This is a genomic window from Methylobacterium aquaticum, assembly GCF_016804325.1.
In the GTDB taxonomy this organism is placed as follows: Bacteria; Pseudomonadota; Alphaproteobacteria; order Rhizobiales; family Beijerinckiaceae; genus Methylobacterium; species Methylobacterium aquaticum_C.
The window spans coordinates 1264111-1278925 of sequence record NZ_CP043627.1 but is presented as its reverse complement, the minus strand read 5'-3'; the positions used below and the strand labels follow the sequence as shown (position 1 = coordinate 1278925).

The 14815-nt window shown below is 72.6% G+C and carries 10 protein-coding genes and 3 pseudogenes; 7 read left to right on the top strand and 6 right to left on the bottom strand.

Going from position 1 to position 14815, the window contains the following annotated elements; genetic code table 11:
* Positions 1-29: 29 nt before the first annotated feature.
* From F1D61_RS05600 to F1D61_RS05580, 5 genes and pseudogenes are all read right to left on the bottom strand, one after another.
* Entirely contained in the window at positions 30-1331 is a 1302-nt protein-coding gene (locus F1D61_RS05600) for an NAD(P)/FAD-dependent oxidoreductase (protein ID WP_203156852.1), read from the bottom strand.
* A gap of 1 nt (position 1332) precedes the next feature.
* The gene (locus F1D61_RS05595) at positions 1333-2067 is read right to left on the bottom strand and encodes an HAD-IA family hydrolase (protein ID WP_203156851.1); all 735 of its coding nucleotides are present in this window, start codon (positions 2065-2067) and stop codon (positions 1333-1335) included.
* A gap of 76 nt (positions 2068-2143) precedes the next feature.
* A pseudogene (locus F1D61_RS05590) lies at positions 2144-3267 on the bottom strand (ABC transporter ATP-binding protein).
* Between the two features lie 766 nt (positions 3268-4033).
* Positions 4034-4984 carry a LysR family transcriptional regulator gene (locus F1D61_RS05585; RefSeq protein ID WP_203156850.1) on the bottom strand — a complete coding sequence of 317 codons (951 nt, stop codon included), beginning with the start codon at positions 4982-4984 and terminating at the stop codon, positions 4034-4036.
* Between the two features lie 97 nt (positions 4985-5081).
* Positions 5082-5618 carry a ketopantoate reductase family protein gene (locus F1D61_RS05580; protein WP_203156849.1) on the bottom strand — a complete coding sequence of 179 codons (537 nt, stop codon included), beginning with the start codon at positions 5616-5618 and terminating at the stop codon, positions 5082-5084.
* 234 nt (positions 5619-5852) lie between these two features.
* Between F1D61_RS05580 and F1D61_RS05575 the strand changes: the two genes are divergently transcribed.
* The 4 genes and pseudogenes from F1D61_RS05575 to F1D61_RS05560 all read left to right on the top strand — a co-directional run.
* The gene (locus F1D61_RS05575; RefSeq protein WP_203156848.1) at positions 5853-7244 is read left to right on the top strand and encodes an MFS transporter; all 1392 of its coding nucleotides are present in this window, start codon (positions 5853-5855) and stop codon (positions 7242-7244) included.
* 39 nt (positions 7245-7283) lie between these two features.
* Complete coding sequence (locus tag F1D61_RS05570) at positions 7284-8735, top strand: aldehyde dehydrogenase (protein ID WP_203156847.1); 1452 nt, start codon at positions 7284-7286, stop codon at positions 8733-8735.
* A complete protein-coding gene (locus F1D61_RS05565; RefSeq protein WP_203156846.1) occupies positions 8707-9261 on the top strand; it encodes a MarR family winged helix-turn-helix transcriptional regulator in 555 nt (184 codons plus the stop codon). The genes F1D61_RS05570 and F1D61_RS05565 overlap by 29 nt, the downstream gene beginning before the upstream one ends.
* 5 nt (positions 9262-9266) lie before the next feature.
* A pseudogene (locus tag F1D61_RS05560) lies at positions 9267-10820 on the top strand (thiamine pyrophosphate-requiring protein); the annotation flags it as partial.
* A gap of 502 nt (positions 10821-11322) precedes the next feature.
* Here F1D61_RS05560 and F1D61_RS33905 read toward each other — a convergent pair.
* Positions 11323-11409 (bottom strand): annotated as a pseudogene (locus F1D61_RS33905) (NAD(P)-binding domain-containing protein); the annotation flags it as partial.
* 240 nt (positions 11410-11649) lie between these two features.
* Here F1D61_RS33905 and F1D61_RS05550 point away from each other — a divergent pair.
* Genes F1D61_RS05550 through F1D61_RS05545 form a run of 3 tightly spaced genes read left to right on the top strand, consistent with a single transcriptional unit; the run spans position 11650 to position 14799 of the window.
* The gene (locus tag F1D61_RS05550) at positions 11650-13332 is read left to right on the top strand and encodes a methyl-accepting chemotaxis protein (protein WP_246775728.1); all 1683 of its coding nucleotides are present in this window, start codon (positions 11650-11652) and stop codon (positions 13330-13332) included.
* On the top strand, positions 13236-13601 hold the full coding sequence (locus F1D61_RS33900; protein ID WP_246775727.1) for a hypothetical protein: 366 nt from the start codon (positions 13236-13238) through the stop codon (positions 13599-13601). The genes F1D61_RS05550 and F1D61_RS33900 overlap by 97 nt, the downstream gene beginning before the upstream one ends.
* Positions 13594-14799 (top strand): chemotaxis protein CheW, encoded by a 1206-nt coding sequence (locus F1D61_RS05545; RefSeq protein WP_203156844.1) that lies wholly within the window; start codon positions 13594-13596, stop codon positions 14797-14799. Before F1D61_RS33900 ends, F1D61_RS05545 begins: the two co-directional genes overlap by 8 nt.
* Positions 14800-14815: the final 16 nt, after the last annotated feature.

Sequence of the window (14815 nt, the reverse complement as noted above, 5' to 3'; positions counted from 1 at the left end):
ACTTCCCCTCTGTTGATGAAGGCCGCGCCTCAGCGGCCGATCGCGTCCAGGAACTGGTACCAGCCGGCGACGAGCCGGATCACCGGCTCGCGCAAGCCGTAGAACGGGACGGGCTGGAAGCCGCCCGCGCCGAGGAGCGCCACGTCGGGGCTCTCGCCGAGGGCGAACGCGGCCGCGAGGCCGCCGAGGTGGCTCGACATCGCGACCCCGGCGCCGTTGTAGCCCATGGCGAAGCTGACCCGGCCGTCGAGCCGGCCGACATGCGGCAGGGCGTCGAGCGTCATCCCGACGAGGCCCGACCAGCGATAGGCCACCGGCGTGTCGGTGAGCGCTGGGAAGGTGCGCACCATCGCCCGGCGCAAGGTGGCGAAGGCGGCCTCGGAATCGGAGCGCCCGAAGGCACCGCGGCCGCCGAACACCATACGGCCATCGACCATGCGGAACCAGCGCATCATCCGCCGGGTCTCGACGTAGATCCGCCGGCTCGGCAGGAGCGCGGCGCGCAGGTTGTCGGACAACGGCTCGGTGGCGAGGATCGCGCTGCGGAACGGGATCAGGCGGGTGCGCAAGGGGGCGCCCGCTCCGGTGAGGTCGGTATAGCCGTTCGTCGCCACGATCACCTGGCGCGCCCGCACCGAGCCGCCCGGCGTCTCGACCCTGATGCCGCCGGCCTCACGGTGGAAGCGCAAAGCCGGGCTCGCCTCGTGGATCGCGATGCCCTTGTCCGTGACCGCCCGGGCGAGGCCGCTTGCGTAGTTGAGCGGGTGCAGCCCCCCGGCCTTTGTCGAGAGCACCCCGCCGACGAAATCCTGCGAGCCGGTCTCCGCCGCCACCGCCTCGCGGGACAGGACGGAGACCGACGCGTCACCCATCTCCCGGCGCATCCACTCGCTGTCGGCGACCGCCGCCGCCAGGGTGGCGGATTTGTGGGCGCATTTGAGCTGGCCGACCCGGGCGTAATTGGCCTCAGTGATGCCGTGCTCGGCGATCAGCCGCTCCAGGGTCTCGACCGACTGGTACGCGATGGCGTGCATGCGCTTGGCGACGGACAACCCGTGCCGGCTCGCGATGGCCTGGAAGGACGGGCGGTACTTCGCCGAGACGACGCCGCCGTTGCGCCCGCTGGCGCCCCAGCCGATCGCGTTGGCTTCCAGCACCACGGCCCGCTCGCCGCGCCCGGCCAGGGCGAGCGCCGCCGAGAGGCCGGTATAGCCGCCGCCGACGATGGCGACATCCGCCTGGACGTCGCGATCGAGCGGCCCGAAGCGCCCGGCCGGCACGGCGCCGGCGGCCCAGAGCGAGGCGGCCGGAGGCTTCGGGAAGGCAGCCATGTCAGGCCGCCTGCCGGGCGGCGGAGGCGAAGGCCGCATCGGCGGCGTCGGCGAGCTTTTCGAGCGTCGGGAAGTGATAATCGGGCGTGGTCAGCCGCTCGGGCTCGGGCGTGCCGCCGAATCCTTCGAGGCCCTGGCGGCGCTCGATCCAGCAGACGGTGTAGCCGAGGTCCCGGGCGACGCCGATATCGTGGTACTGGCTCTGGGCGACGTGGAGCATGTCGCTCTGCTTGTAGCCGAAGGCCGATTGGCGGCCGCGGTTGAAGGCGAAGAATTGCGGGTTCGGCTTGGCGACCCCGGCCTCGTCGTAGGTGACGCTGTCGTGGAACGGCCCGCCGAGGGTGTGGGAGTAGAACGAGAAGGCCGAGCGGTCGGCATTGGTCATTGCGACGAGGCGGTAATGCTTGCGCAGGCGCTTCAGCGCCGCGACCGAATCCGGGAAGGCCGGCCAGCGCAGGACCGAGAGCTGGAACGCATCGGCGTCGGCATCCGAATTCGGGAAGCCGAGTTCCTTAGCGACGTGGCGGTAGACGTCGGCGAAGACCTCGCTCGAGCGTTCGTAGTTCAGCTCGCGGCCCTTGAGGTACGAGGCGAAGATCCGGGCGTCGCTCAACTCCGCCGGGGTCCGGCGGGAGACGGCGCGCAGGTGGTCGAGGATGCCCTTCTCGAAGTCGATCAGGGTGCCGACGACGTCGAAGGTGAGGACCTTGAAGCTGTCGAGGGAGGGAGCGGGCATGGGCTGTCCTTTCGAAGATCTGGCTTTTGAAAGACCTGGCTTTTGAAAGACCTGGTCTCTGGAAGACCTGGAGGGGTCAGGCGGATTCCGCCGGGACGACGATCGTGTCCTGCGGGTGGAGGAGGGCGGTGATCGCGCCGCCGGGGGCGGGAATCGCGAGGCGCCCGGCATGGTGGGCCGGCTGGCGCAGGGAGATCTCCGGGCCGCCGTCGAGAGCGACGAACACCCGCAGGCTCTCGCCCTGGTAGACGATGTCGGTGACGCGGCCCGTCAGGCGGTTGTAGCCCTCGGGGCCGCCTCGCCGCCGACGATCAGCTTCTCGGTCTGGATCGCGAGAAGCAGGGCCTCGCCCGCCGGCAGCGGCCGGGCGCTGCGCAGGGTCGTCGCCCCGAGCGCGACGGCGTCGGACCCGGCCCGGGTCACCGGCACCAAGGTCGATTCGCCGATGAAGCTCGCCACGAAGGCGCTCGTCGGCCTGTCGTGCAGGCGCTCGGGCGTGTCGACCTGGGCGAGCCGCCCGCCGCGCAGGATGGCGATGCGGTCGCTCATCGTCAGCGCCTCGCGCTGGTCGTGGGTGACGTAGATGATGGTGGCTTCGAGCTGCCGGTGCAGGCGCCGCAGCTCGATCTGCATCGTCTCGCGCAGGTGCTTGTCGAGGGCCGAGAGCGGCTCGTCCATCAGGATCAGCCGCGGCCGGAACACGATGGCGCGGGCGAGCGCCACGCGCTGGCGCTGGCCGCCGGAGAGCTGCGAGATCGCCCGGTCCTCGTACCCGGACAGTTCGACCATCGCCAGCGCCTCGGCCACGCGGGGGCCCCAGCCGGCCTTGGGCTCGCGCCGGGCCCGCAGCGGGAACGCGACGTTCTCGCCCACGCTCAGGTGAGGGAACAGGGCGTAGTTCTGGAACACCACGCCGATGTCGCGCTTGTGCGGCGGCAGGAACGTCACGTCGGCGCCGCCGAAATGCACGCTTCCGGAGGAGGGCACGATGAACCCGCCGAGGATGCCGAGCAGCGTCGTCTTGCCCGAGCCCGAGGGCCCGAGGAGGGACAGGAACTCGCCGGGCGCGACGTCGAGCGAGACGTCGTCGAGGGCCGTGAAGGCGCCGTAGCGCCGGGTGGCGTTGCGGATCGACACCCCGACGCTGCCGCCGGCGAGCGGTCCGTTGCCCGCGCCCGAATTCGTGCCCGCTGCCGCCATCGTGGGGTGCCGCCTTCGCGTCCGGTGCCGCCGATGGACCGGATGCTCACAAAAGCGTCGCGCGGGTTCAATGTCTAAAGAATCCGCCGGGTCATAACTCCAGGTTATGGGGTGGGGCAGGGCGGCGGGAAGCGACTCCTCACCCCGCGGCGAGCCGCCGGCGGAACTCGGCGACGGCCGAGCGATCGGCGTGGGATCCGGCATCGTCTTCGGCGGCCGGCACGGTCACGGTCCGTGCCGTCATCGTCTCTCTTCCTGAGCGCCTGTTTGCGCGGATGGGTCTGACCAAGGCTGAGCGCCTGTTTGATTGACTCAAGCACTTACTCCCACACACGACCTCATCCTGAGGTGTCAGTCGATTGAAAATCGACTGACCTCGAAGGAGGGCTCCAGGGATCGCGAAGATGTCTGAAGCCCTCCTTCGAGGCTCCTTTCAGTCGCACCTCAGGATGAGGTCGCGAGAGGGATAAGGACAGGTCGTCGCCGCTGGATTTTTGCGAGTCAAGCAGACTCCAAAGTAAATCATGGGATATCCTGTCATTCCCCTCATCCTGAGGTTAGAGATTGGGATGATCCCGCATGAATCAAATCTTGGGTATAAATCCTGCTTGAACAGGCCCTCAGGCATTCGGAAGCCGTCGAACGAGGCGACTGATGTTCCGCTTCGTTCTACACCATCGGCGGTTCCGGGCTCCGCGACGCAGCCCCCGAACGACCCTGGGGGTACAAAGTCGACCAAGGACGTCGAACAGGCTCCGAGTTTGTCTCACGCCCTGTCGAAGCAGGCCCGGCTCAGGCCGAGTTCCGGATAGAGCCCGTCGACCTTCGCGACGTCGGCCCGCATCTCCGCGACGATCCAGTCGCGCACGGCGGCGACCGAGCGGCGCAGGGGCCGCGAGCGCAGGTGGATGAGCTGGCATTCCCGCGCCGTGCGGGTGAGCCGGGAGGCGGCCGGCACGAGGTCGCCGGTCGAGAGCCAGTGCGAGACCACGCTGGCCCAGCCGAGCGCCACGCCCTGGCCGAGGAGGGCGGCCTGCAGCACCACGGCATAATCGGAGAAGTTGAGCGAGGCGCGCGAGCCGTTCCAGTCCGGCCCCGGATCGACCCCGCCGGTCCACATCGGCGAGGTGGCCGTGAGGTTGACGAAGGTGGTGCGGGCATCGGGATCGGACTTCCGGCCGGCGAGGTAGGCCGGGCTGCACACCGGCAGCATCACCTCGTTCATCAGGAACACCGCCTCGTGATCGAGGTCGGGCCCCTCGACGAAGCGCATGCCGAGATCGACGTCGTCGACCGGTCCGGCGAGCGCCCCCGGGATCAGCTGGAAGCGGAAATCGACCGAGGGGAACGCCTCCTGCAGGGTGTCGATGCGCGGCAGCAGCCAGTGGGTGGTGAAGGCCGAGGACAGGGAGAGCGTGACCGTGTCGATGCCCGTGCGGCGGATGTCGATCTCGCGAAGCGCCGCCTCGATGCCCCGGAAGCCCTTCGCCACCCGGCGATGCAGGATCGCGCCGTCCTCCGTAAGCGCGATGCCCTCGCCCGAGCGGTCGATGAGGCGCACACCGAGATGGCGTTCGAGCTGCGCCATCGCCTTGCTGACCGCCGGCTGCGTCACGTTCAGCTCGGCCGCCGCCCGGGTGAAGCTCAGGTTCCGTGCCACGGCCTCGAACACGAACAGGGCGTGGTTGGACGGCAGCATGCGTCGGAGGGGATTCATGGTCTCGGGCTCTGGTCTCGCTGTCGCGGTCTGGTCGCGACGATGTCGCCTGCCCGGGCGGATGGCTATCCCGAACCACAGCCGGGCCCGGGACAGGTCAGGATCGAAGAGGGCCGCCGCCAGGTCCGTCGGCCGAGAACAGCCGCACCGAGCCCGCCCCGTGCGACCGGACATGCGTGGGACCGACCAGGTCCGACGGCACGTCGGTGACGCCGAGGGCGACGGGATTGTCCGGAAACAGGGACGCGATCTGCTCGGGATTGCCGAGCCCGTTCTGCAAGGTCAGGAACCAAGTGTGGCGCCCGGCGAGGTGGCGCACCGACTCGACCGCCGCCCGGGTGTGCATGCCCTTCGTGAAGACGAGGATCAGGTCGACCTCGCGCGTCAGGTCCGCGGCTTTCGCGGCGGCGATCGGGACGCGCCGGTCGCCGGCATGGTCCTCGATGCGCAGGCCCTCCCGGGTGAGAGCGGACAGCCGCGCCTCGTCGACGTCGATCAGTACCACCGTTCCGCCCTGTTCGGCGATCCGTCCGGCAAAATAGCCCCCCATCGCACCGGCCCCCAGGACGGCAACCTTCAGGGCGCCCTCCGCCTCGCCCGGCTCCCGCAGCGAGGCCTGTCGCGTCGCCCTCATCGCCCCTCCAAAAATTAGTTGGTATGCCAACCAACTTGACATGGGCCCGAGGAAGGCGCAAGCAGGGATCGCGAGCCTGGCAGCAAGCCGGGCCGCCTCCGGGAGAAACGCCATGACAGCTTCGGCAGGAGAGCCGCGCGTCGTCGAACCGCCTGGGCCGGTCGGGTCGGCGCGGTCGGCCATCGCGAGCCATCGCATCAGCGAGGTTGCCACCATCGTAGCGGGGAGGTCGGCATGAGCGCCGCGGCATCCCCGGCGCGCAGCGCCACCGACATCGGCGAACTGCTCGATGCCGGCCACTGGACGACGATGCAGAAGACGGTCGTCTTCCTCGCCGCCCTGTCGATCGTCATGGACGGGTTCGACGGCCAGCTGATCGGCTTCGCCATCCCCGTGCTCATCAAGGAGTGGGGCGTCGCCCGCGGCGACTTCGCCCCGGCTCTGGCCGCCGGCCTCGTCGGCATGGGGATCGGCAGCGCCTGCGCCGGCCTGTTCGCCGACCGCTTCGGCCGGCGCTGGGCGGTCATCGGCAGCGTGCTCGTCTTCGGGCTCGCCACCTGCGCCATCAGCCTTGCCGGCAACCTGTGGGAGATCGGAATCCTGCGGTTCGTCGCCGGGCTCGGCATCGGCGGAGCGCTGCCGAGTTCCACCACGGTCACGGCGGAGTTCACCCCGGCCCGGCGCCGGACGCTGGCGATCACCGCCACCATCGTCTGCGTGCCCCTCGGCGGGATGCTGGCGGGCGTCTTCGCCAGCTACGTGCTGCCGACGCTCGGCTGGCGGGCCCTGTTCCTGCTGGGCGGCTCGGTGCCGGTGGCCTACGGCCTCGCCCTGATCGCCGTCCTGCCGGAATCGCCGCGCTTCCTCGCCCGCCGGCCGAACCGCTGGCCCGAACTGGTCCGGCTTCTCGGCCGCATGTCCCGCCCGGTTCCCGCCGGCGCCGCCTTCACCGACGCGGCCGAGCAGCGGCTGGAGCAGCGCGAGGGCGTCCCGGCCCTGTTCGAGGCGGGCCGCGCGCGGGACACGATCGCGCTCTGGTGCGCGTTCTTCCTCAACCTGCTGGCGGTCTACAGCGCCTTCAGCTGGCTGCCGACGATGCTGAACGCCGCCGGCCTCGACATCGCCGTCGCCGGCTCGGGCCTCACCGCGTACAATTTCGGCGGGGTCTTGGGCGCGCTTCTCTGCGCCGTCGCGATCACCCGCTTCGGGTCGCGCTGGCCGCTGCTGCTGTGCTCGCTGGGCGGTGCCGCCACCGCCTTCGCTCTCACCGGCGTGGACATCCGGACCTCGACCGGCATCCTGATCGCCGGCTTCGGTCTGCAGGGCTTCTTCGCCAACGCCACCCAGTCGACGATGTACGCGGTCTGCGCCCACGTCTACCCGACCACCGTGCGGGCGACGGGCACGGCCTCCGCCCTGGCCTTCGGCCGCCTCGGGGCGATCCTGAGCGCCTTCGCGGGCGCGGCCGTCATCACCTCGGGCGGATCGAGCGGCTACCTCGTGATGCTCGGCCTCGCCATGACGGGGGTCGCCATCGCGCTCGCCCTGGTCGCGCGGCACATCCCGGCGATGCGCAAGGCCGCCGCCCCGGCGGTGGCGCCGGGCGCTGTCGCGGCCGAACGCTGAACCCACCGTCCACTGGCAACCTCACATCTGGAGTTCACGATGCAGATCGATCTTCTGATCGGCGGCCGCGGCCGGCAGGCCGCGGGCGGGGCGACCTTCGAGCGCCGCAATCCGATCGACGGCGAGGTGGTGACGCGGGCCCCCGCCGCGGCGGTGCGCGACGCCGAGGCCGCCGCAGAGGCGGCGGCCCGCGCCTTCCCGGGCTGGTCGAGCCTCGGCCCGAATGCCCGCCGCGCCATGCTCCTGAAGGCCGCCGACCTGATGCAGGCGCGGGCGGAGGACTTCGTCGCCGCCATGACCGCCGAGACCGGCGCGACGGCCGGCTGGGCCCGGTTCAACGTCATGCTCGGCGCCGGCAACCTGCGCGAGGCGGCGGCGATGACCACGCAGGTCACCGGCGAGGTCATCCCGTCGGACCGGCCGGGCTGCCTCGCGATGAGCGTCCGCCGGCCCGCCGGCGTGGTGCTGGGGATCGCGCCCTGGAACGCCCCGGTGATCCTGGGCGTGCGGGCTCTCGCGGTGCCGCTGGCCTGCGGCAACACCGTCGTCCTGAAGGCCTCCGAGGCCTGCCCTGCGACGCACCGGCTGATCGGCGAGATCCTGCAGGAGGCCGGCCTGCCGGACGGCGCGGTCAACGTCGTCACCAACGCGCCCGATGACGCCGCCGAGGTGGTCGCGGCGCTGATCGCCCACCCCGCCGTCAAGCGGGTCAACTTCACCGGCTCGACCAAGGTCGGCCGCATCATCGCCGAGACCGCCGGGCGCCACCTCAAGCCGGTCCTGCTCGAACTCGGCGGCAAGGCCCCCCTGGTGATCCTGGCGGATGCCGACCTCGACGAGGCGGTGAACGCCGCGGCGTTCGGCGCCTTCCTGAACCAGGGTCAGATCTGCATGTCCACCGAGCGCATCGTCGTGGACGAAACGGTCGCCGACGCCTTCGTGGAGAAATTCGTCGCCAAGGTCGCGCGCCTGCCGGTGGGCGATCCGCGCAACGGCGACGTCGCCCTGGGGGCGGTGGTCGACCGTCATGCCGCGGCCCATGTCGCGGGCCTCGCTCGCGACGCGGCCGCGAAGGGGGCGCGCCTCGCCCTCGACGGCGGCGCGGGCGAGGGGGCGATCGTGCCGCCGACCATCGTCGATCATGTCGGGCCGGAGATGGCGATCTACCGGGAGGAATCCTTCGGGCCGATCGTGGCGATCATCCGCGCCAAGGACGACGAGGACGCGATCCGGCTGGCCAACGATACCGAGTACGGCCTGTCCGCCGCCGTGTTCGGCCGCGACATCGGCCGGGCCATGCGGGTGGCCGAGCGGATCGACTCCGGCATCTGCCACATCAACGGCCCGACGGTCTACGACGAGGCACAGATGCCGTTTGGCGGCGTGGGGGCCAGCGGCTATGGCCGGTTCGGCGGGCGGGCGGCGATCGCCGAGTTCACCGACCTGCGCTGGATCACCATCAATGCGCAAGCGCCCCACTACCCGTTCTAGCCGGACGAAGACGGCCTCGCCGGCAGACGAGGCCGTCATCGACACCGCACAGGACCCGGTCCGGCTCGGACGCCTGGGCGAGACGATCGCCTACAACCTGCGTCTCGCCCAGAACGCGTCGTTCCAGGCGTTCAGCGCGCTGACCGGGGATCTGGGCCTGCGTCCCGGCTGGTATGCCTTGTTGCAGCTCATCGGCGACAATCCCGGCGTCAGCCAGACGGCGCTCAGCCTCGCGACCAGCCGCGACAAGAGCACCCTGACGCCACTCCTCGGCGACCTCGAGCGGCGCGGGCTGATCCGGCGCGAGCCCGACCCCGCGGACCGGCGGGGGCGCCGGATCAGCCTGACGGAGGACGGGCGCGCCAAGCTGGCCTTGCTCGCGGATTGCGCGGCCCGACACGACGCCCGGCTCAACGCCCTGTTCGCGCCCGGGCAGCGCCAGCAGATCATCCTACTCCTGAAGACCCTGACCGAGGCCTTGAGCACCGATCCGCATCGATCGAGCCCAGCGGCCGACGAGGACTGAGAGCCATGTACACGACGAGCAGCGCCTTCCTGGATGCCCTGATCGAGGCCGACGTCTCGTTCATCTTCGCCAATGTCGGAAGCGACCACCCGGCGCTGATCGAGGCGATCGCCGAGGCGCGGGCCGCCGGACGCAAGATCCCCGACATCGTCACTTGTCCCAACGAGATGGTCGGCATGAGCGCCGCCCACGGCTACTGGCAGGCGAGCGGCGTGCCCCAGGCGGTCGTCGTCCACGTCGAATGCGGCACCCAGGCGCTGGCGGGCGCCGTGCACAACGCCGCCAAGGGCCGCGCGCCGATGATCATCTTCGCGGGCGCCTCCCCGTTCACCCAGGAAGGCGAGCTGACGGGCAGCCGCAACGAGTTCATCCAGTGGATCCAGGATGTCCACGACCAGCGCGGGCTGGTGCGCGGCTACATGCGCTACGACAACGAGATCCGCACGGGCAAGAACGTCAAGGACCTCGTCCATCGGGCGCTGCAATTCGCCCGGTCCGACCCGAAGGGCCCGGTCTACCTGATGGGCGCCCGCGAGGTGATGGAGGAAGAGGTCGCCCCGACCCGCAACGATGCCGCCGCGTGGCGGCCGATCGAGCCGGCGGCCCTGAGCCGGCGGGCCGTGCGGGAGATCGCGACCGCGTTGGCGGGCGCTCGCCGGCCCCTCCTCGTCACCTCCTTCGTCGGCCGCAACCCGAACGCGGTCGCGCCCCTGACGGCGCTCTGCCGGCGGCTCGGGATCGGCGTTCTGGAATCGGTGCCGAACGCGATGAACTTTCCGCACACCGACCCGCTCTACCAGGGCAATCAGTGGAACCACCCGCGCCAGAACCCGGTGCTGGCGGCAGCCGACGTGATCCTGGTCGTCGACAGCGACGTGCCGTGGATCCCGACCGTGTCGCGGCCGGCCGACGAGGCCCGCATCTTCCACATCGACGTCGACCCGCTGAAACAGCAGATGCCGCTCTGGCACATCCGCGCCGAAGGCGTGTTCGCGGCCGATGCCGAGACCGCCCTCGACCAGCTCAACGACTGGTTCGACGCCCACCCCCCCGAGACCGCCGCCGTCGAGGCCCGCGCCGGCCACTACGCCGAGCTTCACGCCGCCCGCCAGCAGGCGCTCCGTTCGCTGGAACAGCCATCCGCCGACGACGCCGTCACCTCGGAATACCTGATCTCCCGGCTGCGGACGCTCGCGGGCGACGAGGCCTTGTTCGTGAACGAGGGCATCTCGCACTACCACACCGTGTTCGATCACCTGGCCCTCGATCGGCCCGGCGCGATCTTCACCAGCGGCGGCGGGTCCCTCGGCTGGAACGGCGGCGCGGCGATCGGCATCAAGCTGGCGCAGCCCGACAGGACCGTCGTCGCGCTCACCGGCGACGGCTCCTACATGTTCACCGTGCCGTCCTCGGTCCACTGGATGGCGCGCCGCTACGAAACGCCCTTCCTCCAGATCGTCTTCAACAACCGCGGCTGGAAATCACCGAAGCTCTCGACCTTGGCCGTCCATCCCGACGGCTACGCCGCGCGGGCCAACCACCTCGATACCTCGTTCGAACCGGCGCCCGATTACGTCGGCATCGCCGCCGCCGCGGGGGGGCCTGGGGGCGTCAGGTCAAGACGGCACCGGAGGTGGACGAGGCTCTCACCGAGGCCCTGCGGGTGGTCCGCGAGGAGAAGCGCTGCGCCGTGCTCGACGTGTGGCTGCCGCACCACTGACGCTCATGCGCCTCTGCCGGGAGGCAGCCGCGCCGGGCCTGGTCGGCGCCGTCGGACGCCCCGTGCGCGGCCGTCCGGCGTATCCGGTCATGCATCGCGATGCGAACCGATGCCAGACGGGTTCCAAGACGTAGATGGTCCCGCCAAGGACGTATCTTTTACTGCTTTCGATATGAATCACTATAGCCAGAAGGCGAGCGGTCTGCCGGCGCTGGCCTCTGGGGCGACGTGCGGCACCACCGGCAGGCCGCCGACGGAGTCGAAACCCTCCATCGGGAAGCGGCCCGACGGCATCAGGTCGCGGGGCAACGCACGGCGCGCCCGAGGCGGTCGACGTCGTCGAGGGGACCGGCCCCGGCCCCGGCGGTGCCGCCGGAGACCGGCGCGTCGATGTCGGCGACCCCGCGCTCGGCGAGGCGGGCGGCGTGGCCTTGGCACGGGAGCCGTCTGACCCGAGACGAACAGCCTCCGGGAAACCCGGAGCGGTTCACGCGGGAAGGCCCGTGGAGTGCCGGAGCGAGCGCTCGGCGTGGCCGCCGCAAGCGCCCCCCACCTCATACTCCCCAAGGCCGTGCCCCCGCGCGCTTGCTCCCGCTGCCGGCCTCCGGCACACCGGCTGACGCGTGAGCGAATCGTGTGCGGGCGGGTGTCGGGCGGCGATGGCATTGGTGAAGAAGGCGAAGCTCGCGGGCCCGGCTCTGCCGGACCGCCGGGACGACGCGCCCCGGTCGCCGGACGCGGCCAAGGAAACCGCTCCCGTCGCCCGGCGCGGTCGGGTGCGCGCGCGCGACGAGGCGGGCGAGGACACCCGGACACGCCGGCAGAAGGCGACCGAGCGCCTGGGCGCCGCCACCGAGGAGCTGGCTGCCGGCGTCACGCAGGCCTCCGCCGCGGCCGAGGAGCTGCGCCGGGCGATGGAGCAGATCGCCGGCGGGGCCGAGGAGGCCGCGGGTGCCGCCCAGGAATCGCTGGCCGCGGTGGCGGCGATCGCCGGGCGGCTCGGCGAGGCCCGGGAGCGGGCCGACCTGTCGCGCCAGCGCACCACCGCCTTCCAGTCGCTCCTCGCCGAGGCCGGTGCCCAGGCGACCCAGTCGGTCGCGGCGATCGAGGCCGAGGCCGGGCGCCAGGCGGTGACGGTCGGCATCGTCGACGAGCTCGACCGCGGGGCGGCGAGCATCGGCGCGGTCACCGCCACGGTCGCGGAGATCGCGGACCAGACCGGCTTGCTCGCCCTCAACGCCGCCCTGGAGGCCTTGCGGGCCGGGGAGCAGGGCCGCGGCTTTACGGTCGTCGCCGACGAGGTCCGGGCGCTCGCCGAGACGGCCGAGGCCGGTGCCGGCGAGGTGCGCGAGCGGGCCGAGGGTATCCGGGCCGAGATCGGGGCGCTCAGGCAGGCGGTCCGGGACGCGGCCGCCCGGGCCGTGGCCGAGGCGTCGTCCGGCGCCCGCGTCGGCCGGCAGCTGGAGGCGGCGCGGGGCGATCTCGGCACACTGGCGGAGGGCGCGCAAGCGATCCTGGCGGCGGCGCTGCGGGCGGAGGCGACCACCCGCGAGGCGCAGGCCGGCGCCGAGCAGGTCGCGTCCGCGGCCGAGCAGCAGGCCGCCGCCGCCGAGGAGGCGCAACGCGCCGTGGCGCAGCAGACGGAAGCCCTCGACCAGGGCCAGATCACCGCCGAGGCGCTGGCGGCCCTGGCCGAGACCCTGCGCGGCAGCGTCGCGGCGCGGGCGAGCGCGGAGGAGATCGGGGGTGCCGCCGATGCGCTCTCGGCCTCGATCCAGGAATTGTCGGGTGCGGCCGCCGAGATCCTGGCCGCCATCGACCAGATCAGCCGCGGCCTGACCCTCCAGAGCGCCGCCGCCCGGCAATCCGCCGCCGCCATGGTGGAGATCGAGCGCGCCGCCGCCGGGGCCCGGGCCGGCGCCGACCACGCGCTGGCGCAGGTCTCGGAGCTTGCCGGGACCCTGCACGAGGCCCGTGCCGCCCTCGAGGGCCTCGCCGACGGGGTCGGCCAGGCCCTCGACGGGATGCGCGCCTCCCTCGACCGCCTCGGCACGATCGAGGCCGGCACCGGGCGGATCGAGACGATCGTCGAGGGCATCGCCCTCGTGGCGGTGCAGATCGGCATGCTGGCGGTGACCGGCGCGGTCGAGGCCGCCCGGGCCGGCGAGGCGGGCCAGGGCTTCGCCCTGGTCTCCGCCGACATCCGGGCCCTGTCGCGCGATGCCGCGGGGGCGCGGAGCGGATCCGCGCGACCGTGCGGACGATCCGCGACGGCGCCGCCGCCTTGCGCCGCGCCCTCGAACGCTCGGTCGCCGCCGCCGAGGCCGAGGTGGCGAAGAACCGGGCCCTGACGGCGGGCCTCGCCGCGGTGGCGACCGACGTCGCCGAGCTGGAACGGGCCAACCGCGAGATCGCCGAGGGCGCCGACCACATCCTCACCGCCGCCGCCGACATCGCCGCGGGCGCCCGCCAGATCGCGGCGGCCGCCGAGGAGGCCGACCGCGCCTCGACCGAGGCCGCCACCGCCGCCCGCCAGCAGGCCCGCGGCGCCGAGGACCTGGCGGCGGCGGTCGAGGAGATCGCGCTTCTCGCCGACGAGCTGCAGGGCACGGATGGCTGAGGCCGAGTCCGCCCGCTTCCTCGTCGTCGCGTCCGACGCGGACGGGACGCGCGTCGCCCTTCCGGCGGAGCGGGTGCGGGCCCTGGCGCCGGTCCCGGCCCTGACCCGGGTGCCGGGGGCGCCGGCGGCGCTCGCCGGCCTCGCCGAGCGGCGCGGGACCGCGCTCCCGGTCCTCGATCTCGCCCGGCTGCTCGGGGCCGGTTCGACGCCGGCCGGCCGGATGGTGCTGGCCGAGGCGGGGGAGCCGGTCGGGCTCCTTGTCGCCCGCGTCGTCGGCCTCGCGGCGGAGCCGGGCGGGGCCGCGCTCCTCGATCTGCCGGGCCTCGTCGCGAGGCTGCTGCCGCGGCGGACGGAAGCCGCCGATCCGGCCACCTCGCGCAATGAGCGGGCCACGCCGCCGGACGCCCCGCGCGCCGCCATCCCTCTCCTGGCGCTCACCGTCGCGGGACGCGCCTACGCCCTGCCGCTCGGCGCGGTCGAGGCGGTGACGCGCTTGCCGGATGGCGCGGCGTCGGACGCGATGCCCTGGCAGGGCCGGTCGCTGCCGCTCCTGCATCTGGCGACCGGTCTCGGGCTCGGCCCCGCCCCGGGCAAGCGGGTCGCCGTGCTCGGCGGGATCGGGCTGGTGGCCGAGCGGGTCGGGCCGGTGCTGCGGGTGCGCCCGGACGCGATCGACCCGGTGCCCCGGGCCCTGCGCCGCGACGGGCCGGCGGCCGGCTTCGTCCGCCTCGACGACGGAACCCTCGTCTGCCTCCTGTCGCCACAGGCTCTGATTCCGGCCGGCACACCGGAGCCGGACCGGCCGCCGGCCACGATCGCCGATATCGAGCCGATGGTGGTGATCGATCTTGCCGGGAGCGCCTACGGCCTGCCCGCCGGGGCCGTGCGCGGGGTGCAGCGGGCACCGGAATCGCTGATGCGGGTGCCCGGGGCCGCCGACGGTCTCGCCGGGATGCTGGCGATGCGCGGCGGCGCCGTGCCGGTCCTCGATCTGCGCCGTCGCCTCGGCCTGCCGCCCGGGGGCGAAGGCGACCGTCGGCGCCTGGTGGTGGTCGAGGCCGGAGGTGCCCGAGCGGGTCTGCTCGTCGATGGGGCGACCCGGCTCGTGCGGCCGGAAGCCGGCGCGATCCGGCCGGCGGTGGATGGGACTGACGCCGTCACCCGGCTGGCGGAACTGCCGGGGGATCCCTGCGGTTGATCGACCCCGCCGCGCT

Bases quoted from the DNA above. Each gene is read 5' to 3' on its own strand.
- F1D61_RS05545 (WP_203156844.1), top strand. From the start codon at position 13,594: ATGGCTGAGGCCGAGTCCGCCCGCTTCCTCGTCGTCGCGTCCGACGCG.
- F1D61_RS05585 (WP_203156850.1), bottom strand. From the start codon at position 4,984: ATGAATCCCCTCCGACGCATGCTGCCGTCCAACCACGCCCTGTTCGTG.
- F1D61_RS05575 (WP_203156848.1), top strand. From the start codon at position 5,853: ATGAGCGCCGCGGCATCCCCGGCGCGCAGCGCCACCGACATCGGCGAA.
- F1D61_RS05600 (WP_203156852.1), bottom strand. From the start codon at position 1,331: ATGGCTGCCTTCCCGAAGCCTCCGGCCGCCTCGCTCTGGGCCGCCGGC.
- F1D61_RS05570 (WP_203156847.1), top strand. From the start codon at position 7,284: ATGCAGATCGATCTTCTGATCGGCGGCCGCGGCCGGCAGGCCGCGGGC.
- F1D61_RS05565 (WP_203156846.1), top strand. From the start codon at position 8,707: ATGCGCAAGCGCCCCACTACCCGTTCTAGCCGGACGAAGACGGCCTCG.
- F1D61_RS05595 (WP_203156851.1), bottom strand. From the start codon at position 2,067: ATGCCCGCTCCCTCCCTCGACAGCTTCAAGGTCCTCACCTTCGACGTC.
- F1D61_RS05580 (WP_203156849.1), bottom strand. From the start codon at position 5,618: ATGAGGGCGACGCGACAGGCCTCGCTGCGGGAGCCGGGCGAGGCGGAG.